The sequence below is a fragment of the Shewanella hanedai genome (assembly GCF_007197645.1).
Classification (GTDB): domain Bacteria; phylum Pseudomonadota; class Gammaproteobacteria; order Enterobacterales; family Shewanellaceae; genus Shewanella; species Shewanella hanedai.
Genome location: NZ_VKGK01000058.1, coordinates 1 through 21,384, shown reverse-complemented (window position 1 = coordinate 21,384; position 21,384 = coordinate 1). Strand labels below are relative to the sequence as shown.

The following is a 21,384-nucleotide window of genomic DNA, read 5'->3' as shown; positions in this document are numbered from 1 at the left end:
CCATTCATTGAGCTTTCAATTGCTGAAAACAAGCTTTGTCGACGAATTTTGTGCATTAATGGGGTGACAAGAGTGAGGCATTTTGATAAAACTTGCTTTGCATTCATGGCATTTACTCGTGTACTCGTGGTAATTTTTGTTTGGCGATAAATTTGATCACCAAATGCCATGAATGTTCCTCACTATTTCACCTATCTCATTATTTATTCATCTCTTTTTGTGGGGATTCGTCAGACTCAGAGTGTTTTTTGGCAAACTAATTCAAGGCGAATGGATGACATAATGGTTGTTCCCTTATGAGTTCATTCAACGCAGAAATAGGCAACCAAAAACACTCCTTACAGGCGAGTTTTAGTGGTTCTGATCCTGTGATTCTTAATGAACAAAAGTGAGCTTAACCCTAGTTTCACTATGCTCTTCACTCGTAGCAAACCACATGGTCTTGTATGTTCCCGACATACTTAAGACATTTCCTCCATCCGTGGAGGTCAGATGTGGTGAATGTCATTAATGCACGACTATATGGATATAGGAGGTAGGGCGAAGCACGACTGAATGGATTCAGGAGGTAGAGTAACGCAGGAGCAGTTACCGAGGATGCTAGAGCCGAGGAGCAATTAATGACCTTGCCTCAGGACCGCTAAACTCTCGCTGAGCGATCAAATGTTTATACTGATTGGTATTAACTGTCGCCAAAGCGTTATGACACATAAACCATCAATGCGGATAATTCTTATATCTCTATCTGTCATTATCTATTATTTCATCTTTAACTTTCTATTACTCATTGTTTAGTAATAACTTTTATCTTCCTTGAGCTGTGTTGGGTCATTTTTACTATATCCATCAATTTTGCAGCAGAGTATAAATTCATCCCGTTGGTATTTTTCTAGATACTTAGCACGCTTTAGTTTCATTTTTTGATGCTAAAACTCTCCGCCTTCATGTTGGAGAGGCTTGTCGGTTATTTGAAAGGATTTTCAGTTTTTATATTAAGGATGGTATGTTTTGAAAAAATTAACCTTAGCCAGTCTATTTGGCATTAGCTTGTGTTCCATCTCTGGAATCGCGATATCGAGTACTACCTTGCCCGTTAAATCAAATATGGGGAGCGCTGAAGAGATTTTCATTAAGCGTGATCTATTAAGCAACTTATCTACCGCGGCCAGTCAATCAAATTTATACCTGTTACCGTTGGAAAACACCGTTGGTGAAGACTGGACGGGTGACTTCTTTATCAATGATATACATGGATTCTCTTTGCTAGAAACGATGCAGGGTCAAGTATTCAGTAACGTTGAATTGCTTAGCCCCGCAGGAAATCGATATCGAATTCAGGGGGGAGAGATCACTTGTGCAGGTCCTGACTGTGTTGAACTCAGCAGTCATGTTGAGGTGAGTGAAGCCACTGCGGTGCGCACTATCTCTATTAATCGCAATGCCAATATTTTGGGGCGATGGCAGATTAAACTTAACGGCTTAAGTACTGAGGCTACTAACGCCAACGTATTGGTTAGCTATGAGCAGGGCGTAAACTTAGCTATATGGGATGCGGATCAAGTCTCATTGTCGAGCCAGCCGAACAGGTTTTTATTTGAGTTGAGAGTGCCAAACTCTGAACAAGAGGGGGGGCAAAAATCCGCGCCTTACTCGGTGATTAAGCGCGCTGAGATTGAAGCGCTAGATGCAAGGGCATTTTTGTTTAGTAATACAGAGCCAGCAGAATTTACATCTCGAGGTGCCGTTGATACTAACGCGGTCAAGCCAAACAAACTCAAGTCAAAAGAGCTTCAAGAATACGAGGTTAGCATCTCTCCCGAAGGTGAGATTAGTACTACGATTCCTAAGTTAGCTGCGGGTGATTATCGATTAGAAGTGGAATTTAGTGCCACCGTGAGTAACGGTGATGTGATTCAACGTACCGGCTACTATGGCTTCCCTGTGTTGGGTTCTGAGGCTCAATTAACCTCTGCCAGCCGTACCAAAGTACTTGATGAAAATAGATTGAGTGTGGATATCGGCATTGAAGGGGTCGCTGATAAAGCGTTGTTGGTGTTTTATGCGGAGATCTGGCGTGATGGCAAGCCAGTTTCAACTATCAATACGATCACGTCAGTTCATGAAACCAGTATTGGTAACAGTGTCACAGTAGCGCTGGATTCCCGCTGGTTTGCACTGGCAGAAACCCATGGGCAGCAAGGGTTCGAGTTCAGAAATATCCGTTTGCTAGATCCTAATACTTACTTGCTACTGGACAGCAAAACTGACCTTTTTGTACCAGTATCAGCGTTTCCTGAACAAGAGAGCATCAAAGCGTCAGCAGTTGAAATAAACGATGAAATGCTGCTGGGTAAAAATGACATTACAGTTCCTGTTAATAATGCCCAAGGAGCTCAAGAGAGTGTTAACCTCGCTGCCAATGGCATTATGTTGGTGCACGGGTGGTGCAGCAACACAAGTACTTGGCAGCAGTGGCGTTTCAATGATGGGCCGACTGTCGAATACAACAGCCCTATCACCAGTATGGGGCGTAATGATTTTGCCATCGAGTTAGCCCTGCAATCTAATGCAGCATTTCGTGATTGGTTCTCTGTGGTCGCCCACTCCCAAGGCGGTCAGGCTGCAGTACATATGCAAAGCTATTACTTCACTGGCTTGGATAACTCGCCCGCTCCTAGGCCCATCCAAACTGTCGGTACGCCATATCAAGGTTCGTTATTGATGGATCTGTACGTGGGTAGTGGAGCAGGCATGATTAACGATATCTTTAATATTGATGACTGTCAGGCGCAATGGTCGTTAACCACAGCCAGCAGCATTCCTTGGGCGATTATGCTTCCCTTCAACAGCCAGCAACGAACCTTTTATTACCGCACCACTCACGGTATGCCAAGCAACTGGTGGGAGTCACTGCAGTTTTGGCGTTGGAAGTGTAACGCTGGATCATGGATTATTCCTGGAGCTGATGATGGTGTTGTGAGTGTGGGGGAAGGCTGGCTTGGACTGGGTAACGATATGGGTATTATGGCCCGAGAATGTCATACCGGAGGTATGAATTTTATGGACCAAAGGCGTGACAATAATCGCAATGACATCATGGATGAAATGGGCCGAGTCCCCGCGTCTTGGACACAGTGGCTTGATAGAGATGATCCAGGTGGTTCGGGTGATTGGGAAAGTCGTGCTGCACACCCTGCAGTTTGTGCTAACCCGTGGAACTTCCAAGCGCGTCGTCGAGGCACCACTATTCCGGCCACTCAAACGGGAGAGATTTTCTCGACCTTGTCAGCTAACGGTGGATTGGTGTGTCGAAATGCAGATCAGCCTGATGGTGTCTGCTTTGACTATGAGGTGCGCTTCTTCTGTCCTTAATCTTTATACTGATTGGTATAATACCTAAACGCCGAACTTATGTTCGGCGTTTTTTTTGCTTGAATCAGTGACAGATTTACCAACAAATTACGATGGGTGAATAAGCCTTAGTTAACATGGGTAGCAAGCTCATAGTTAGTTAATATAGTTGGGTTAATGATGAACTAATGTGGCTTAACGGCTTGCCTGTTGTTAACTATTTCGGATCTGTGATCTTGATCGTCTTTACCTTATAGAAATTGTTTTAATGACACATTAATATCAGGCAATCGTTTGCGCAAACGTTTGCGCTTGTTGGTTCATTATTCTAATAAGGTCAGTGATATGAGAAAAGGCGCACTGCTTAACAGTGATTTAGCTCGAGTTATTGCTCTGTCAGCTCATACCGATGAGATCACCTTAGGGGATGCGGGATTACCGATACCTGCGTCTTGCGAGCGTATCGATCTTGCCTTGACCCATGGTGTTCCTGCTTTTATCGACACCCTTAAAATTGTGGCCACTGAGCTACAAATTGAATCAGTGGTCATCGCTCAAGAGATGTTGATCCATAGCGCAGATATGCACGCGCAGCTGATGCAGGTGCTGGAACAGATAGGCAAAGAGCAATCCCAGCCCATTAAGATTACTGCTGTTAGCCATGAAGCCTTTAAGGTGCAAACAGCCAAGAGTCGTGCTGTGGTTCGCACTGGTGAGTGCACGCCATACGCCAACATCATTTTGCAGGCAGGTGTGGTGTTCAAATGAAAGCACTGCTGAGTCTGACAGGTATTGAAAAATCCTTCCCAGGTGTCAAGGCGTTAGACGGTGCTCAATTAAACGTTTATCCCGGTCAAGTGATGGCGCTGATGGGGGAGAACGGCGCGGGTAAATCGACCATGATGAAGGTGATGACGGGGATTTATCAGGCCGACGCGGGTCAAATCACCTTAAACGGTGAACCAGTGACATTCAATGGGCCGCGTCAGTCCCAAGCGGCAGGGATCAGCATCATACATCAGGAGTTAAACCTGATTGATAACCTCTCTATTGCCGAAAATATCTTCTTAGGGCGTGAACCGCAAAAAGCGTTGGGCTTTATTGATTGGACCAAGATGTTCGATGACGCCGATGCCTTACTTGCTCGCTTAAACGTGCAACGTAGCAGTCGTGAGAAGATGGGTAACTTGCCTCTGGGTGAGCAGCAGATGGTCGAAATCGCCAAGGCGTTGTCATTTGACTCCAACATCATCGTCATGGATGAGCCTACAGATGCGTTAACCGAGCCCGAAACACAGAGCCTGTTTAATGTCATCCGTGAGCTACGCCAAGAAGGCGTTGGTATCGTTTATATCTCCCATCGATTGCAGGAAATCTTTACTATTTGCGATCGCGTCACTGTGATGCGAGATGGTCAGTTTGTTGCCGAATCCGCCACCTCAGATCTGAATGAAGAAAGCCTGATTGAACTGATGGTAGGCCGCAAGTTACAAGATCTCTATCCTCGTGTTGATCACCAATCTGGCCAGATATCGATGACGGTGCGTAACCTTTCAGGTAAGGGAATTAATGATATTAGTTTCGACCTACATGAAGGTGAAATTCTGGGCTTCAACGGGCTGATGGGCGCGGGACGTTCAGAATTGATGCGTGTGTTGTTCGGGGATGTGAAGCGAATCCGTGGTGTGGTGGAGTTGTATGGCGAACCGATACACCCAGTGCATCCGAGTGAAGGGATTAAAGCAGGCATTGCGTATATTTCCGAAGACCGTAAAGGTGACGGCTTAGTACTGGGAATGTCAGTAAAGCAGAACATGAGCCTGAGTTCACTCACGGCACTTTCCTATATGGGCGCGATTAATGCCGACAAAGAGCATGCACAAGCGACCTATTTTAAAGACGCATTCAATGTAAAAACTCCCTCACTAGACCAACCAATAGGCAAGCTTTCTGGTGGTAACCAACAAAAAGCAGCGATAGCTAAAGGGCTGATGGCTAAACCTAAGGTACTGATTCTAGATGAGCCCACTCGTGGGGTTGATGTGGGTGCCAAAAGAGAGATTTACGAACTGATAAACCAGTTTAAGCAAGAGGGGATGAGCATCATCCTCGTCTCTTCTGATATGCCGGAAGTGATGGGAATGAGCGACCGAATTATGGTGATGAAGGATGGTTGTATTAGTGGTGAATTCGACGCGACTAACGTGACTCAGGAACAACTCTTGGCTGCGGCCATTGGCAAACACTGATTAGAGAATAATAACAATGAATCAAACTGTAACGAATAACCTCACTGGTCTAAAAATGTTTGAATGGCTCAAGCAACAAAAAGCCCTGATCGCGCTTTTAGTCTTGATAGTGGTGGCCTCTTTGTTGAACGATCAGTTCTTCACCACGGGCAACCTGATGAATATTCTGCGTCAGACTTCGGTGAACGCCATTATCGCTGTCGGCATGACCTTAGTGATTTTGACGGCAGGTATCGACCTTTCAGTCGGTGCCATACTGGCACTAACGGGGGCACTCGGTGCATCGATGGTGAGTGCAGAACTGCCACTCATCGTGGCTTTACCGCTGACTTTACTGCTTGGCGGCGCACTGGGAGCCATGAATGGTCTGTTAATATCTAAAGGCAAAGTACAGGCGTTTATCGCCACACTGGTCACTATGACCGCGATCCGTGGCTTGACCATGGTGTATACCGAAGGTCGTCCAATCTCAACTGGTTTTACTGATACCGCTGACAGCTTTGCGTTTATCGGCACTGGCTGGATGGCTGGCGTACCTGTGCCAGTTTGGTTAATGCTCATCACCTTTGTACTTATCTGGGCATTGCTGACTCATACCCGTTTGGGCCGTTATATCTATGCAATTGGTGGTAACGAATCAGCAGCGCGCTTGTCTGGTATCAATGTCGACCGAGTTAAAATCGCTGTCTACGCCCTCTCTGGCACCATGGCGGCGCTGGCAGGTTTGATTGTGACTTCGCGTTTATCCTCAGCTCAACCGACTGCGGGTACCTCTTACGAGCTTGATGCTATTGCGGCTGTTGTTGTCGGCGGGGCTTCTTTGGCGGGTGGGCGTGGTTTTATCTGGGGTACCTTAGTGGGCGCTCTGATCATTGGCTTTCTTAACAATGCATTGAACCTGCTGGATGTATCTTCCTATTACCAGATGATCGCTAAGGCTGGGGTTATCTTGCTGGCGGTATTGGCTGATCGCAAGGCTAACGCGTAAAAACCAAATAATTGACTCACATATAAATAATCCATGAAGGTGACTAAAATGAACAAGCTTCTCACTTGCACAACGGCATTGGTTTTAACCTTAGGCATTGCCGCTCCAGTTATGGCAAAAGACACCTTGGCCTTAGTGGTGTCAACGCTGAACAATCCCTTCTTTGTTTCGATGAAAGAGGGCGCTGAACAGAAAGCCGATGAACTGGGTTATAAACTTATTGTCCTTGATTCTCAGAACGATCCTTCTAAAGAGCTGAGTAATATTGAAGATTTGACCACTCGTCAGGTGAAAGCCATTTTATTGAATCCAACAGATTCCGATGCCGCATCGAATGCGGCTCGTATGGTCAATCGAGCAGGTATCCCTTTGGTGACACTCGATCGTGGTGTGACGCGAGGAAAAGTCGTGTCGCATATCGCGTCTGACAATGTCGCTGGTGGTCAACTTGCTGGTGACTTCATTGCCGAAAAGCTTGGTAAAGGTGCTAAAGTTGTTCAGCTAGAAGGTGTGGCTGGTGCTTCAGCTTCCCGCGATCGTGGCCAAGGTTTTGCGCTTGCTGTGGCTGCTCATGGTTTCGACCTTCAAGCATCACAACCTGCTGATTTTGACCGCACTAAAGGCTTGAATGTGACTGAGAATTTACTGGCTTCAAAGCCTGATGTACAAGCCATATTTGCTCAGAACGATGAGATGGCACTGGGTGCGTTACGAGCCGTTCGTGGGGCGGGTAAAGAGATTATTATTGTAGGTTTTGATGGAACCGATGAAGGCATTGCTGCGGTTAAACGTGGCCTGTTAAATGCCACTGTCGCCCAGCAACCAGAACTTATCGGCGCCATGGGCGTTGAAGCCGCGGTTAAGCTGCTCAATGGCGAAGTGATTGCTGAGTTTCAGCCAGTACCACTGCAAATTATTGTGAACTGATATCATTAGCCATTCACCATTTTAAAAATACATAAGGGTCGATTATTCGCCCCTTGCTGCACGGCTTAGGGTTGGTGAGTTATCAAAACTGATCAACAAGCTCCTTAATCAAGCCGTTTACCACATTAAGAAAGAGAGACTCAGATGGCCAAATTATCCGTATTGGGCAGCATTAACGTAGATCATGTTATGCAAGTCAGCGCAGCGCCATGTGGCGGGCAAACTATCGAAGCTAAGCATTACCAAATTGTCGCCGGTGGCAAGGGAGCCAATCAAGCGGTAGCGGCGGCTAAACTGGGTGCTGATGTGGCGATGATTGGCTGTGTCGGCAGTGATGCAATCGGTGAGCAGATGAAGCGTGGGCTGGCGGATGTGGGCATTAATATCGACGGTATCACCACCATTGCCGATGAAAATACCGGACTGGCGATGATCTACGTCGAAGATTCAGGTGAAAACCGCATCGGCATCTGGCCCGGTGCAAATGGCGCCCTAACTGAAGCTGTGTTGGCGGAACATCAAGGAACAATCGAAGCCTCTGAACTGCTTTTACTTCAGCTTGAAACGCCGATTCAAACGCTGGTTACAGCGGCTAAAGTGGCCAAGTCTGCAGGAGTGAAAGTGGTATTAAACCCAGCCCCCGCAAAGGCGTTGCCAGAGGAATTACTGCGTCACGTTGATACCATTACGCCTAATGAGAGTGAGGCTGAACTGTTAACGGGCATCGCAATCAATGAGCTGTCCGATGCTGGACTTGCGGCGAATCATCTCCATAGCCAATTTGGTATCGAAATGGTGCTGATCACGCTAGGTAAACGAGGCGTTTGGTTGTCGCACAAAGGTGAGGGCATGCACATTGCTGGCTTTACGGTTGATGCAGTCGATACCACCGCCGCGGGCGATACCTTTAACGGCGGTTTCGTGACTGCCTTACTCGAAGGTAAATCGGCACTTGAGGCGGTGCGTTTTGGTCAAGCTGCTGCGGCTTTGTCTGTGACAAGGATGGGAGCTCAAAGCTCTATTCCTACTCGCAGTGAAGCACTAACCCTATTACTTTAGCCCTATTAATTTAGCTATCTAGGTATGTTATCCATTAAGCTGTCACCCGTAATCTGTAATATTCATTTTTGATAGGAGTCTCATTGCATGGCCACCATTCGCGACGTCGCCAAATTGGCGGGTGTCTCTACCACCACAGTATCTCACGTGCTCAACAAGACTCGTTTTGTCTCAGCAGAAGGCAAAGCTAAGGTCGAGGACGCTGTGATGCAGCTTAACTATGTGCCTAATACCGTTGCGCGTAGCCTTAAAGGGGGTAGCAGTCGAGTATTGGGCATGCTGGTGACCGATTCCAATAACCCATTTTATGCCGACCTGATCCAATGGGTCGATCAAGTGGCTTATCGTCATGGCTACAACCTTATCTTGTGTAATACCCAAGGTAATATTGAGCGGGCTAAAGATTACATGAGCATGTTAAGTCAGCGACGGGTTGACGGCATGTTGATGATGAGCTCTGATGCACGTCAGTTACCGGTCTCATCCTACGGCACTATGCCGATGGTCATGATGGACTCTGGGCCAGATCGTGCTGGTTATGATCGTATTCTCGATGATTCTGAGCAGGGTGGGTACATGGCGACCAAGTACCTATTACAGGCGGGTCATCGGTGTATTGGGTTATTGGCTGGGCCACTGGAAAAGTCCAATAGTCAAAACCGTATTGCAGGGTATCGCCGTGCAATGGCCGAAGCGTATGTTGAAGTCGATGAAAGCTGGATCCAATCCGGTGAGTTCACTTACGAAGGTGGCGTAACGGCCATGACAGAGTTGCTTAAGCAGCAAAAGAAAGTGACCTCTATATTTGCCTCCAATGATTTAATGGCCATGGGTGCGATACGTGTTGCGGGCGAACATGGGCTGATCGTTCCAAAGGATCTGTCGGTGATAGGTTATGACGACATTCCAGGTGCCAAGTATTTCAATCCACCACTAACAACGATGCGTCAGCCGTTAGAGCTGATGGCTGAACAAGCTATTGCCATGCTACTTGCACGAATGGAAACGCCAGAGAGTGAAGGGCAGCGCACCTTGTTAACGCCGACCTTAATTACTCGAGATTCAGTTGCTGTAAACTTGGCTTAATCGTTAGTGGTTAATGACTAATCAGGAATGACTAGAGTAGCAACTGCCCAACTTTGACTAAGATGACGGTCTCCTCTTTGACAAAAGGATGATGCTCGCTCATATGGGGGCTGCGTATCCAAGTATTCGCGGGATATTGTCCAAACTCATCTTCAAACTGCCCTGAAAGTACTAGTATCTCTTCGCCGCCAAAGTGTCGATGAGGCTTAAATGTCTCATTTTTAGGCCATTTGACCAAGGCTGTGTGTTGACCTTCAAAGTCATGGAGTGACATCACTTCAAGCCCACCAATTCCTTGTTGCCAAGGCGTTGAATGGGTATCGACTCGTACTTGTTGAAGATCATTGGCATCGAATTGATTCAATTTAACGAAGATAGTGCAACCGTCAGTACTAAAGGGGCTATGACGGCTTCCCGGTGGGTTGCGAATGTAAGTACCTGGGCCAAAATCGCCATTTTCATCGGAAAAAGTGCCTTCGAGTACCAATATCTCCTCTCCCATCGGATGGGTGTGTCTACTGAAATGTGAACCCGCTTCATACCTTACTATGCTAGTGGCGTGGCCGCTCTCTAACTCTTCTCGAGCTAGAGGTTTACGGGTAACCCCTTTAAGCGGGCTTGGAAGCCATGGTTGTTGATTGGTATCAATGACGACTTTTTTGGAAAAATCCATATTTAGATTTGGTTTGAGCTGCTTCATATGTCACCTTTCCTTATCTTATTTTGAACTCTTCCTTATCGCTAGCAGATGAAACGTATTAGCTAACCCTGTAAAGTGATAACAATTATATACTTCGTCGCACAGTGAAAACAGTAAGTACAAATTGGTTCACTAGGAACTTAACGGTACATCTTTATGACTTTTAAAGAGAAATTAATATAATCATGCAAGATAGAATCATAGGTCCAAGTGAAAGTGCGCGCATGGTTGAGACCATCGTTGGCTGCAAATGGTCATTAACCGTGTATCAACTTCTGGCGCAGAATATTAATCGACCCGGTGAGATGGTTCGCAGTGTTGACGGCTTGACCACTAAGGTGATTAATCAATGCCTGAAGCGCAATGTGGAGTTCGGGATATTAAAGAAGGTTGTTTATCCGGAGAGCCCGCCACGTGTGGAATACGAGGTAACTCCGTTTGGCGCAAAGTTTATGACCATATTGGATGCACTCAAAGAGCTACAAGATGAGATCCAAAGAGCGCAATAAGAAGTAAGTCTAAAAAAGCTGAATCCGTCGAGTCAGAGTAGCCTCATGCTGTGGTGGTGTGAGTCTTTTTATCTCGACATAACCATGCCGCAAGTTGTCGAATTTTTGGTAAGACAGTCAGGTTAGCAAGCAGTGCAACCGGCCATGCGATGGTAAAACTGTCGAGCCATACTAGCACCCACTTTGAACTTATCTCCCCCATTCTGATGGCCGAAATGGTGCCTGACATTATCAGTGCCATGGTGATCGAAGAGATCAGTGCTGATACCCAAAATTGTTTTCTACTCATCAATACTCCCCCTATTTTATTGTCATATTTACTGTGACTGTTGAGAATAGATTGAGTATATTGATTTCATTAATGATAGAAAATAGTGAATTTTAAAAGCATGGATTCCATATTTGGAACTATTGACGACCTGTTCCTTTTTTGCAAAGTGGTGCAACTAGGTTCTCAACAAGCGGCGGCTAAAGCATTAGGCCTACCAGTTTCGACAGTGTCACGTCGTGTATCGTTAATGGAAGAAAAGCTCGGTGTGCGCTTGTTAGAGAAGAAAGGAAGAGAGCTTGTCCCGACCGAAACAGGACAACATTATTACCAGCTGTTAGAAAACCAATTCACCGCACTAGAAAGCCACTGTCACCAACTAAGTGAAAACATTGAAGCGGTGGCAGGGAATATTCGCTTGTCTTTGCCCTATCGATTTTACAACTTCTATGTTCGAGAATTAATTACCGACTTCTTATTGGAGTTTCCACAAACCTCCATTGAAATCAACCTATGTGCAGAAGATGCCTTGCCAGAAACAGATCGAGATTTGGTGCTCACTTTCGACATCACCCGAGCTGAAGAGATGGTCGCACGGCCACTCTTTTTCGCAGAGCATGGCGTATTTGTCGCGAAATCTTATTGGGACAAAAATGCAGTCACTCAACTCGATCAATTGGACAGGATTCGATTGGAAGATCAAAAGAGCATCACTTACACAGATCAAACTCAAACGTTAAAGCAGATCCACATTCACCCTCGTTTGCAGGTCAACGATATTGGGCAAGTACTTCATGCCACAATTAAAGGACTCGGCGCTGCGACCTTGCCCTACCACTTAATAACCCCTGAGATGGATGTCATCGAGATTTTTGCTGATTACCAGTTCCCGCCTAGGCAATCTTATTTGGTGTACAAACAGCGAAAATTCCAACCTAAAGCACTGACCATATTGATTGAACGGCTCATTGAGGCAATGCCATAAAGCTAAGAAGGACGGGCTTCGCCCTGCTAGGACGGCACTTCGTGCCCGCGAGGTCGTTCGCAGGCTCACTGCTAGGGCGCTGCGCTGCGATAAGATCATGAGAAAGGCTTTGGTTGTTACTGTTGCTCTTCTTCGTGGCCGTCCGTGTTCTCTGTGGTGAATAGCTTGCAGCATAAGAGAAGAAGCAAAGATCATTCCTACGACTGAGCTCTATGCTTCCGCTGATTTAACTGAGGAAAGAACACTGGGATGGCTATCAAAAATTACTCGTTACTCATGGTTAGCCTAAAGCCAGTTAAACCGAATGTTTGATATTCGATTCGGTAAATCTTGATCGTAATAGCTGTATTAAGGCTCGGGTTTTCTCAGGCAAAAATTCACGTGATGGATAGATTAAGGTTAATTTGATATCCGTGAATTTTTCCTTAGGCAGAACCGCCACCAGTTCACCGGATTCTAATGCACCTTGGAGTAAAGATACGGGTAACAAGGCCACGCCTTTACCTGAGGCTGCCATGTGCTGTATTAATCCTAAATCATCGGAACAGAGCCTGATCTTCAAATCGTCTGGTAGGGCAGTCATGTTGTATCGGCTCACCATAATCGGATGCTCATAGAGGTGAGATAGCTCAGTGATCTTAGCGTGACTATGCAGGTAATCGGCAGAGGCAACTAAGCAGCTGGGAAACCGCAATAAGGTTTGCTGGACATAATCCTCATTGGTCACTTTTACCCCTTTAGGTAAAAGCTGCATATCGATATTTTCACGTCTTAAATCGAGACTCTCCTGACTGTTAACCACATCGAGTAATACATCGGGAAAGCGTTCGAGATAATCCTCCAATAAAGAGGTAAACAGGTTGGATGTGATAAGTGCTGCAGGCACGGCGATGCGTAATGTGCCTTGCAATGAGTGATGTTGATTTGTCAGTAAGTTCGCAGCCTGAGAAACGCTAGTGAGGGGCTGACTAATTTGCTCATAGAGCAAACGACCATTTTCAGTTAATTCAATTTTGCGTGTGGTGCGTATTAATAGCTGACAACCTAAGGCTTTTTCAAGCTCTTGTAAGCGCCGACTCACTTTAGAACGCTGTAGAGAGTAATGTTTCGCTGCTGCGCTGATCCCACCATGTCGAACCGTGAGTACAAACAGGTATAGATCATCCATACTTTGCTTCATTGTCCTACCTGTAGGTTGTAAGCGTCTTATTTCACATTCTACTTAATCTAATCAACTGTTTCTATAATAACGTCCCTTTCAGATCTCCGTGGACCGTTTAATGCAAACCGCTGAACATGCTTTTCGCCGTTGGATGCAAAGTCTCATTCTTCTTTTTATCCTTCTTATTGGCTACATTGTGGTTGCCGATCGTCATGCTCCGCTAACGACTGAGAGTCGAGTACAAGGGTATGTGATTCAGATAGCACCTGAAATCAGTGGTACGGTCACCGAGGTGTTGATTGACAATAATCAGCAGGTCAAGAAGGGGGATAGCCTTTTTACGATCGATAAGCGCACATACCAACTGGCAGTCAACAAGGCAAACGTGGCACTAGAGCAAGCCCACGAGCAAGAAACCGCACTATACGCCAAAGCTGAAGCGGGTGAAGCTAAGGTGGCGACAAATCAGGCAGCATACAATAATGCCAGCAGCGAATATCAACGCATTCGACAACTCGCCGGTAAAAAACTGGTTTCAGCTTCGCTGCTTGATAGCTCACTGGCCAATAACAATGTATCGCTATCGAACCTACATGCCGCTGAGCAAGAGCTGCGAGCACTTCGCGTGCAGTTAGGCGCTACACCGGGGCAGAGCAGCATGGTACGCGCCGCTGAAAACAGCTTAAAGCAAGCAGAGCTCAATTTGTCACACATGCAAATAATTGCCCCAAGTGATGGGGTGATCACCAATCTGCAATTAGAAGTCGGCAGCACGGCCAGTGCTAACCAGCCCTTAATGACTTTTATTCCAACAGGTTCATTATGGATAGTGGCAGATTTTCGTGAAAAAGCGGTGGCACTACTAGATGAGGAAACCACGGCATTGGTGGCTTTCGATGCTTTTCCTGGCGAGGTCTATGGCTTGGAAATACAGAGTCGTGATTTTGGTGTGGCGGCTGCCCAACAAAGCCCAAACGGTAAATTGACCAACATAGTCACGAACAACCGCTGGGTGCGTGATGCACAGCGCGTGCGGGTTAATCTAGTCAGTGACACTGCATTACCTAAGCAACTGTTTATTGGTTCGCGCGCGACGGTTGTGCTCTATCCCAGAGATAACTGGCTATGGGCATGGTTAGGTAAAGCTCAAATTAACTTGGTGAGTTTACTGCACTATATTTACTAGCCATATCTACTAGCTATATCTACTAACGATATCTATTAACCTTACCTAGCGCCAAGGAACTCCTCTTTTGAATGTAGTGACGTTAAGAAAAACCCAGCGTATATGGTTCGGCTGTGTGGCAGGCTTGGCCGTGACGCTAGTATTTGGCTGGTGGTACGGGCTATTTGCCGCATTGTTACCAATGTTCGTACTGACTCAAATCGATCGCTGGAATAGCGGCATTATCATGCAACTGATCATCGCTGTGGCGTGGGTGTGTATTCAAGTCACCCTAATCGTAGGCTTTTTACAGCCTTACCCTCTGCTTATGACCTTAGCGGTAGGACTCATGTTGATGTTTAAATGTGTCGCGATGACCCATAAAAGCACCTATCTGTTCGGCTATATCGGGCTATTAATTGGCTCTATTTTGCTTAATTTCGCCAGTTTCAATGGATTCGATCTTGAAGAGTTCGTGATGGGACTGATTGCATCAACATTAGTCACCGCGCCCATTGTTGCCTTAGCGCTTTATCTATTTCCGGAGCCAAAAATAAGCTCGCCCTTGGCACTTACCGCTGAACCTGCTGCAACAAAAAGCCGCTCCCATGTCGATAATCAGCGTAAAGATCACCTCGGCATGGTGCGTCAGGCATTATTAGGCTGGTTGATTGCAATGGCGGCATTTATTCTGTTCCAAGTTGCAGATTTAAATGACTCGCTGTCAGCGCAGGCATCAATATTTATCGTACTGACGCCAATGACGTTGATTGGATCATTAGCGGTAGCCAAAATCCGCATCATCGGCACTTTCCTCGGTTGCTTCGCGGGCATGTTGATCCAGCTGACCCTATATACTTGGTCTAATAACGCGTTACTGTTCTTGCTCGCTTACGCAATTGCCGCGTGGATTTTTTGCCGCTGGTTAGCCTTAGGAAATATCAAAGCAGGTATCGGTTTTTCTGCCATGTCAGCGTTAACGGTGCCACTGACCACATCGTTTATTCCCGAACAACAAGATGCCTTCTTCTCCATCTGCTATCGCTTCAGCTCCATTGTCGTTGCGGTCATCTGCACCTCGTTAGCGATTTGGATCATTCATCATTTCCTTGTTCGAATTATCAAAGCCAAGCCTTTGAGCTGCTAGGGCGCTTCGCTGCTAGAAAAAGCTGAGACTAACGTCGCGGGCGACTCACTTGAGTACGGAACGCGCTGCTCACGGAATAGCCTGCGGCTACAGGAACGCTTCACTTACAGTAAAAGCAACACTGAGCATTTTCCATTGCCGCCATCCCGGGCTTGTTCCGGGATCCATTCTTTTGAATTTAAGCAATGCAGGGCGGGCTGCTATAAATTCAAGAGATAAAGGCTTCAGTTTTTTGCTCTTCTCCGTGGCCCTCCGTGTTCTCCGTGGTGATAGCTTTTAGCTTGCGGTATTAAGGAAGAAGCAAAGAGCATTCTCACCACGGAGGCTACGCTACACGGAGTTCACGGAGAAAAGCTGGAGGTAAATCAAAGGAAGTTTATGGTGTAAAAATATATGGGTGTCCTGTCTGTTGTAAAGCGAAGAAGGGCAGGCTTCGCCCTGCTAGGACGCTGCGCTTCGAGGTCGTTCGCAGGCTCACTGCTAGGGCGCTGCTATACATTCAAGAGATAAAAATTTAAATGACCTTATCACTTCAGTTTTTTGCACTTCTCCGTGGCCCTCCGTGTACCAACAACATCCCTGTTTAACGGCCAGTTCGCCATCCCTAGCTCTCGCTCATTAGCACATGGCTTTGCCATATTCGCCGTGGTGAAGAGCTTTGTCTTGGTGGTAAAAGCTGAGAAGGGCGGCTGTGAGTTACGAGTGAAAAGGTGCAAGTTTAAACTCTGCTTTCTCGCTTGATGCTGCGGTTAATGACTGTATCTCAATTTGTTTTAAAGTGCCTAACACCATCAGCTGTTCAAAGTTTGAAATAACAAACTGATCTTAGGTTGTTTTAAGTGATTAATATGTAAGGTAAAAGTTAAAATAGTGTTCGACATCTGGTATACCGAACGCTATATTGACTCCCGAAAACAAGCACAAAGAGTAGGGCTATATAGCTATAGCTGAACGAATGCTAACAAGTACAACAAGGATGAACCCCAGCGCTATCACAGCATTGGAGGACATTTGCATCAGGATGATGTATCAGCTCATGTGTCAAAGTGTAACATATTGATATAAATCATAAATAATAATGTACGCAAGTGTATAGTTTCCTTACTGTCTTTTTAAGGCTGAAGCTGAAGAAGCTAAGACGAATGCTGTGCTCACGGTGAAAGCGAGTAGAGCAGAAACAGACAAAAACGCACTGTGGTAGCGAAACCAAAGGCGGTAGCCTGCCTGAAATCTAAGGTTTAGTGGGTTAAGAAAAGATATAGGTGTCATGCTTTTGGCTTGGCATTTTAAAGCAATAGTTACGGTGTGGCGGAACATTATCAAGACGCATCGATAATATTTATAAATGCAGCACTGATAACAATTTATCAGTGCTGCTAATCAATAAGTTGTTATGCAAACAAATTAAGGAATGCAAATGGAATACGAAATTGATTTTTTACCAGTTGGTGAAGGGTCTTCCTCAGGTGACGCTATATGCTTGCGTTACTCCGATGATGATGGGGCTTCATGGCATGTAGGTGTAATTGACGGAGGAACTCAGAGTTCAGGTGAGAGCTTATGTGAACACATAAAAACTCATTACAATACCGTGGTTGTAGATTTTGTAATATGTACACATCCAGATCAAGATCACGCCTCTGGATTATCTAAAGTATTTGATGAATTGACAGTAAAGAAATTATTAATGCATTGCCCTTGGGATTATGTTGATCACTTTTTTGAAAGTGTTACTGATGGAAGAATTACGAAGGAAAGCATGCGCCAAAGGCTTATTGATGGACATCCTTATGCTTACAAAATTTATGAGTATGCCATCGAAAATGGAATTCCGGTTCACCACCCATTTTCTGATAGCAATGACCACAATATTCCATATCTAGATATCGTCGGACCATCTGGTGACTTTTATCTAAATCAAGTTATTAACTTCAGATCTATAAATGAAGTCACGGAAGATAGTATTGAAGAGAGTAGTTTGCTGAAACGTGCGATGGATGCAGCAATGAAGGCAATCAACTGGATATCGGAGGAGTGGGATGATGAGAAACTCGTGGATCCTGCTGCTGATGCCACATCAAGCGAAAATAATTCAAGTGTTATAAGCTTCTTTAACTTTGACGGAAAAAAGATCCTCTTTACAGCAGATTCAGGAACTCTGGCATTAACCGAAGCAGCAGATAAAATAGAGGCTTTAGGTCATGATTTGCAAAGCTTTTCGTTTGTTCAAGTACCGCATCATGGAAGTAAAAGAAATATTGGACCGACGGTTCTCAATCGACTTGTTGGTACACCAAAGCTAATAGACTCTTCTACAACATTTACTGCATTTGTTTCTGCTGCCAAAGAAGGCGAGCCTAAGCATCCTAATAAAAGAGTTGTAAATGCTTTTAAAAGAAGAGGCGGCGAGGTAGTAGCAACACAAGGTTCTACTAAGTACTATTACACTAGTGGCACGCCTGATCGAGGCTGGTCTAAAGCTGAACCACTTCCATTTTATACGGATGTTGAAGATGATTGACTTAGCTAAAATTACTGACCCATATGAAAGAAAAGCGCGGCTTTATCCTGCTTTAATATGCTTATTTCCCTTAATGGTGGGAATGTCTATTACATTCCCAAAGGTATACTCTACTCTGTCGGGATTTGTGGCATTAGCTGCGGCTATAGGAGGTATACAGTTTCTATCTCATCTGGCTCGAGATAGAGGGAAAAAGCTTGAACCTACTCTTTTTAAAAATTGGGGAGGTACTCCATCTGTAGCAATTTTACGTCATAGCGATAAATATATATCTCCTCCAGCCAAACTTAAGTATCACTCGGTTCTTGAAAGTAAGTCTAAAATAGCAGCACCTTCAGTAGATTTTGAAAATGACAACTCTGAAAAGGCTGATGAAATATATGCAGCCTGGTCAGATTTTTTGCGTGGTAAAACTCGCGATGTAAAAAAGTACCCTTTAGTTTTTAAAGAAAATATAAACTATGGATTTCGTAGAAATCTATTCGGTGTTAGACGGCATTGCATATTCTCTGCATTAATATCAATAGTCATTATACTTTTACCAAGCTTAGAAAACCGTTCATTATCTGAAGTTCAAATAGCAATAGGATTATTTTTAGTCACATATATTTTTATATTTTCATTCGTTGTCAGCAGAGACTGGGTGAAAACTGTAGCTGATGCATATAGTAGAAACTTGATAGAGGCTATAAATGCATAGTAAAGACAGGGCAGGCATATCTTTTGTCTTTTGAGCTATCCCTTACTAGGCTTTAAGTTATCTGACTTGGCTCTTTATTATGAAGAATGGTATGGAATAGCTTCTATATCATTCTAAGCTTACCGGATGTGATTCCTAAGGCAATAGATGATGCAGAAACAGCGCCTTTTTATCATATAATAAATAGTTTATCAGAATGGTTTACCTCTGCGGCAAAGATTAGCTGACGGATAAACTAAATGAGGCATGCCAGAAACACGAACAATAACTATGATTAGATTCTTTAACTTGTATCTTATCTTCATTACTACTTCCACATAAGCGTATATATTATAAGATACATATATGATAGGTGAATTAAAAATCTATCGTTCAAAACTACTTCATCTAGAAAAAACAGAGATAAATAATGAAATTAGCCCAAGTCCTTTCAAGTATCAATCAGGTCGAAAAATCCAAATTTATTTCTTGTTTAGATAAACTATGTACAAGTGCAATACCGGATGATAAAAAGCTGGCTAAGTCAGTTGGTAAAATAGATGGCCTGATAAAAAATGCTTCAGGAAGTGAGATAACAATACTTTTTTCTTTAGTGTCATCACATTTCAAAGCTGCGATTCAAGAGCAAATTGATATGTCTGGTGCCCAGATAGGGCTTTTAATCAACATCTTAACTAGAGATGGGAATAGTGTTGCGAGAACTTCGTGGGTTGAATCTTTATATAGTAAAGAGTGGGATCAATTAAAGAAGTCATCTAAAGTGCTGCAAGAAGAGATAGAGTTGAGTAGAAACTCTGATGACTTCTGTAGAGGGAAGTTGTTGAGTATCTATCATGACTGTGTGAGTGTTGCGTTTCTCAATGACCAAAAAATAAATAGAGAAGCGAGAATTACAGATGATGAAAGAAGTATTTTAAATACACTTGCTGATAAATTAAATATTTCAATGGATGAAGCTGCCGCAATTGAACATTTGATTAACCCTGTTCCGCAGAATAATGCGCTTGATGGTTTAAATGCACTAAGAGAGATGGGAGTGTTATTTATAAATCGTAAACGTTCAGAGGTTCTCATTGCTGATGAAGTCGTAACTATATTAAATGAGCTTCAAGGAAAAGAGTTGGCTGATAAGCATACATTAAGAGTTCTGCGAAGTTTTAGTGATGCTGAACTTTCAAATGTTTTAAAGCACTATGGAAAAAAGGTTAGAGGTATAGAGCGCTCAGAGAAAGTTCGTGAGATTATTCATTCGAGAGTCCCTATTCGTTACATGCTTCAACGTGATATTTTTGCTTCTAATGAAACTCAGAATCAAAGAAAAGAGAGATTAAAAACTCTAATTTCCGAACTAGATTTAAATGTAGATAAAATTGGTACAACCCTTGAGGATAGAATTGATGTAATTCTATCCACTTTAAATCAATCTGCAAACGATGAGTTCAATGTATTAAGCGCAGCAGGATTTAAGGAGTTGTATGCGACTTTACTGATACATTTTCCTAAGTTAGATAAGTTACTTAGAGCAGAGTTTGAGCTAGAGGATAATGAAGATATTGATACTGATAAGCTACGGTCCTTGAGCATTACACCTGTCGATATTCTATACCTCTTGGATAATGATCAAATTAAAGCTGTTCGTGACAAAATGGCGTTATCAAAACGAGGAAATCCAAGGCAACTAATCTTAGAATCATTTTCTAATGCAAATGATAAGTTAATTGAAAATTACTCTGCGCTAGCGAGAAGAGATTTAGCAAGCTTGAAAAATGCAGCTATTGAGATTTCTGAAGCTGAAATTGGCGTAAAATTTGAAGAGATAACAAAAGAAATTTTTGAAACGCTTAATTTGGTTGTTGATGAAGATCTGCGTAAATCAATTAATACAGCTAAAGATCAAGCTGACATTATCATTTCGTTGAGTGATGATGATGTAATTATTGGCGAGGCGAAAACTTGTAAGAATGGTGATTTTGCTAAGTATTCGACTACATCAAGACAAGTAAAGTCATATGTAAGCCGCTGTGAAAATCAAGGTAAGCGTGTTGCTCAGGTTTTAATCATCGCTCCGAGCTTCTCTGCTGATTTTATTGAGAGTGCTGAGATGGACACTGAAGTCAATATTTCATTACTTGAGGCCGAGGGATTAAAGAAGATCTATGATGCATACAAAGCAAGACGAAATCCCAAGTTTTCAGCAAAGTTGCTTACAAAAGGTGGCCTGTTAAAAGCAGATTTAATAGCAAGGAATATATAAACGAAAGACAGGATAGTCATATCTCTCAACTACTCCAAACGCCGCCTAAAGCGACAATAACCCCGTTGGAAATCCTTCGCTTTTCAGAAGGATTTCCAACGGGGCGGCAAGGGGAGATGCAAGGCGAATAGTCACCTTTGGTGACTGTGCTTATGAGCGAGAGCCTAGGAAGAAAAGGCAGGGAAAAAAGGCAGGACAGCCATATCTTTTGTCTTTTGAGCTATCTCTTACTAGGCTTTAAGTTATCTTGCTTTAGTTTTCTATGAGGTAGCTTCTATGACTTCAGCTCGCCGGATTTTAATCGATGCAGAAA

Annotated in this window: 17 protein-coding genes; 14 read left to right on the top strand and 3 right to left on the bottom strand. The window is 44.2% G+C overall.

All coding sequences use genetic code 11. The features are described from left to right. Window positions 1-1,008: 1,008 nt before the first annotated feature. From FN961_RS25230 to FN961_RS25200, 7 genes are all read left to right on the top strand, one after another. Complete coding sequence (locus tag FN961_RS25230) at window positions 1,009-3,372, top strand: hypothetical protein (RefSeq protein WP_144042907.1); 2,364 nt, start codon at window positions 1,009-1,011, stop codon at window positions 3,370-3,372. Between the two features lie 324 nt (window positions 3,373-3,696). Beyond that, window positions 3,697-4,119: a D-ribose pyranase gene (rbsD, locus tag FN961_RS25225; RefSeq protein ID WP_144042906.1), complete on the top strand. Its 423-nt coding sequence runs from the start codon at window positions 3,697-3,699 to the stop codon at window positions 4,117-4,119. Continuing rightward, entirely contained in the window at window positions 4,116-5,600 is a 1,485-nt protein-coding gene (rbsA, locus tag FN961_RS25220) for a ribose ABC transporter ATP-binding protein RbsA (protein WP_144042905.1), read from the top strand. Before rbsD ends, rbsA begins: the two co-directional genes overlap by 4 nt. Before the next feature lie 16 nt (window positions 5,601-5,616). Beyond that, window positions 5,617-6,588 (top strand): ribose ABC transporter permease, encoded by a 972-nt coding sequence (rbsC, locus tag FN961_RS25215; protein ID WP_144042904.1) that lies wholly within the window; start codon window positions 5,617-5,619, stop codon window positions 6,586-6,588. A gap of 48 nt (window positions 6,589-6,636) precedes the next feature. Further along, a complete protein-coding gene (gene rbsB, locus FN961_RS25210; RefSeq protein ID WP_144042903.1) occupies window positions 6,637-7,515 on the top strand; it encodes a ribose ABC transporter substrate-binding protein RbsB in 879 nt (292 codons plus the stop codon). 144 nt (window positions 7,516-7,659) lie between these two features. Beyond that, entirely contained in the window at window positions 7,660-8,574 is a 915-nt protein-coding gene (gene rbsK, locus FN961_RS25205; RefSeq protein WP_144042902.1) for a ribokinase, read from the top strand. Between the two features lie 87 nt (window positions 8,575-8,661). Then, the gene (locus tag FN961_RS25200; RefSeq protein WP_144042901.1) at window positions 8,662-9,660 is read left to right on the top strand and encodes a LacI family DNA-binding transcriptional regulator; all 999 of its coding nucleotides are present in this window, start codon (window positions 8,662-8,664) and stop codon (window positions 9,658-9,660) included. A gap of 31 nt (window positions 9,661-9,691) precedes the next feature. Here the strand turns inward: FN961_RS25200 and FN961_RS25195 are convergent, their stop codons facing one another. Then, a complete protein-coding gene (locus tag FN961_RS25195; RefSeq protein WP_144042900.1) occupies window positions 9,692-10,360 on the bottom strand; it encodes a cupin domain-containing protein in 669 nt (222 codons plus the stop codon). Between the two features lie 185 nt (window positions 10,361-10,545). Between FN961_RS25195 and FN961_RS25190 the strand changes: the two genes are divergently transcribed. Beyond that, complete coding sequence (locus FN961_RS25190; protein ID WP_144042899.1) at window positions 10,546-10,869, top strand: winged helix-turn-helix transcriptional regulator; 324 nt, start codon at window positions 10,546-10,548, stop codon at window positions 10,867-10,869. A 43-nt stretch (window positions 10,870-10,912) separates the two neighbouring features. Here the strand turns inward: FN961_RS25190 and FN961_RS25185 are convergent, their stop codons facing one another. Further along, complete coding sequence (locus tag FN961_RS25185) at window positions 10,913-11,158, bottom strand: DUF2798 domain-containing protein (protein ID WP_144042898.1); 246 nt, start codon at window positions 11,156-11,158, stop codon at window positions 10,913-10,915. Between the two features lie 100 nt (window positions 11,159-11,258). On the opposite strand from FN961_RS25185, the gene FN961_RS25180 reads away from it, so the two are divergent. After that, window positions 11,259-12,122 (top strand): LysR family transcriptional regulator, encoded by an 864-nt coding sequence (locus FN961_RS25180; RefSeq protein WP_144042897.1) that lies wholly within the window; start codon window positions 11,259-11,261, stop codon window positions 12,120-12,122. A 295-nt stretch (window positions 12,123-12,417) separates the two neighbouring features. Here the strand turns inward: FN961_RS25180 and FN961_RS25175 are convergent, their stop codons facing one another. Then, the gene (locus FN961_RS25175; protein WP_144042896.1) at window positions 12,418-13,302 is read right to left on the bottom strand and encodes a LysR family transcriptional regulator; all 885 of its coding nucleotides are present in this window, start codon (window positions 13,300-13,302) and stop codon (window positions 12,418-12,420) included. A 100-nt stretch (window positions 13,303-13,402) separates the two neighbouring features. Between FN961_RS25175 and FN961_RS25170 the strand changes: the two genes are divergently transcribed. The 5 genes from FN961_RS25170 to FN961_RS25150 all read left to right on the top strand — a co-directional run bounded on the left by FN961_RS25170 (window position 13,403) and on the right by FN961_RS25150 (window position 21,071). Beyond that, window positions 13,403-14,470 carry an HlyD family secretion protein gene (locus FN961_RS25170; protein WP_144042895.1) on the top strand — a complete coding sequence of 356 codons (1,068 nt, stop codon included), beginning with the start codon at window positions 13,403-13,405 and terminating at the stop codon, window positions 14,468-14,470. A 76-nt stretch (window positions 14,471-14,546) separates the two neighbouring features. Beyond that, a complete protein-coding gene (locus FN961_RS25165; RefSeq protein ID WP_229814811.1) occupies window positions 14,547-15,596 on the top strand; it encodes a DUF2955 domain-containing protein in 1,050 nt (349 codons plus the stop codon). A gap of 1,417 nt (window positions 15,597-17,013) precedes the next feature. Further along, window positions 17,014-18,117: a ComEC/Rec2 family competence protein gene (locus FN961_RS25160; RefSeq protein WP_144042893.1), complete on the top strand. Its 1,104-nt coding sequence runs from the start codon at window positions 17,014-17,016 to the stop codon at window positions 18,115-18,117. Further along, complete coding sequence (locus tag FN961_RS25155; protein ID WP_144042892.1) at window positions 18,110-18,817, top strand: hypothetical protein; 708 nt, start codon at window positions 18,110-18,112, stop codon at window positions 18,815-18,817. Before FN961_RS25160 ends, FN961_RS25155 begins: the two co-directional genes overlap by 8 nt. 409 nt (window positions 18,818-19,226) lie before the next feature. Next, window positions 19,227-21,071, top strand: coding sequence for a hypothetical protein (locus tag FN961_RS25150; protein WP_144042891.1), 1,845 nt, complete (start codon window positions 19,227-19,229; stop codon window positions 21,069-21,071). The last annotated feature ends 313 nt before the right edge of the window (window positions 21,072-21,384 follow it).

Bases quoted from the DNA above. Each gene is read 5' to 3' on its own strand.
- FN961_RS25150 (WP_144042891.1), top strand. From the start codon at position 19,227: ATGAAATTAGCCCAAGTCCTTTCAAGTATCAATCAGGTCGAAAAATCC.
- rbsB (WP_144042903.1), top strand. From the start codon at position 6,637: ATGAACAAGCTTCTCACTTGCACAACGGCATTGGTTTTAACCTTAGGC.
- FN961_RS25160 (WP_144042893.1), top strand. From the start codon at position 17,014: ATGGAATACGAAATTGATTTTTTACCAGTTGGTGAAGGGTCTTCCTCA.
- FN961_RS25195 (WP_144042900.1), bottom strand. From the start codon at position 10,360: ATGAAGCAGCTCAAACCAAATCTAAATATGGATTTTTCCAAAAAAGTC.
- FN961_RS25185 (WP_144042898.1), bottom strand. From the start codon at position 11,158: ATGAGTAGAAAACAATTTTGGGTATCAGCACTGATCTCTTCGATCACC.
- FN961_RS25155 (WP_144042892.1), top strand. From the start codon at position 18,110: ATGATTGACTTAGCTAAAATTACTGACCCATATGAAAGAAAAGCGCGG.
- rbsD (WP_144042906.1), top strand. From the start codon at position 3,697: ATGAGAAAAGGCGCACTGCTTAACAGTGATTTAGCTCGAGTTATTGCT.
- FN961_RS25180 (WP_144042897.1), top strand. From the start codon at position 11,259: ATGGATTCCATATTTGGAACTATTGACGACCTGTTCCTTTTTTGCAAA.
- rbsC (WP_144042904.1), top strand. From the start codon at position 5,617: ATGAATCAAACTGTAACGAATAACCTCACTGGTCTAAAAATGTTTGAA.
- FN961_RS25170 (WP_144042895.1), top strand. From the start codon at position 13,403: ATGCAAACCGCTGAACATGCTTTTCGCCGTTGGATGCAAAGTCTCATT.
- FN961_RS25200 (WP_144042901.1), top strand. From the start codon at position 8,662: ATGGCCACCATTCGCGACGTCGCCAAATTGGCGGGTGTCTCTACCACC.
- rbsK (WP_144042902.1), top strand. From the start codon at position 7,660: ATGGCCAAATTATCCGTATTGGGCAGCATTAACGTAGATCATGTTATG.
- FN961_RS25175 (WP_144042896.1), bottom strand. From the start codon at position 13,302: ATGAAGCAAAGTATGGATGATCTATACCTGTTTGTACTCACGGTTCGA.
- FN961_RS25190 (WP_144042899.1), top strand. From the start codon at position 10,546: ATGCAAGATAGAATCATAGGTCCAAGTGAAAGTGCGCGCATGGTTGAG.
- rbsA (WP_144042905.1), top strand. From the start codon at position 4,116: ATGAAAGCACTGCTGAGTCTGACAGGTATTGAAAAATCCTTCCCAGGT.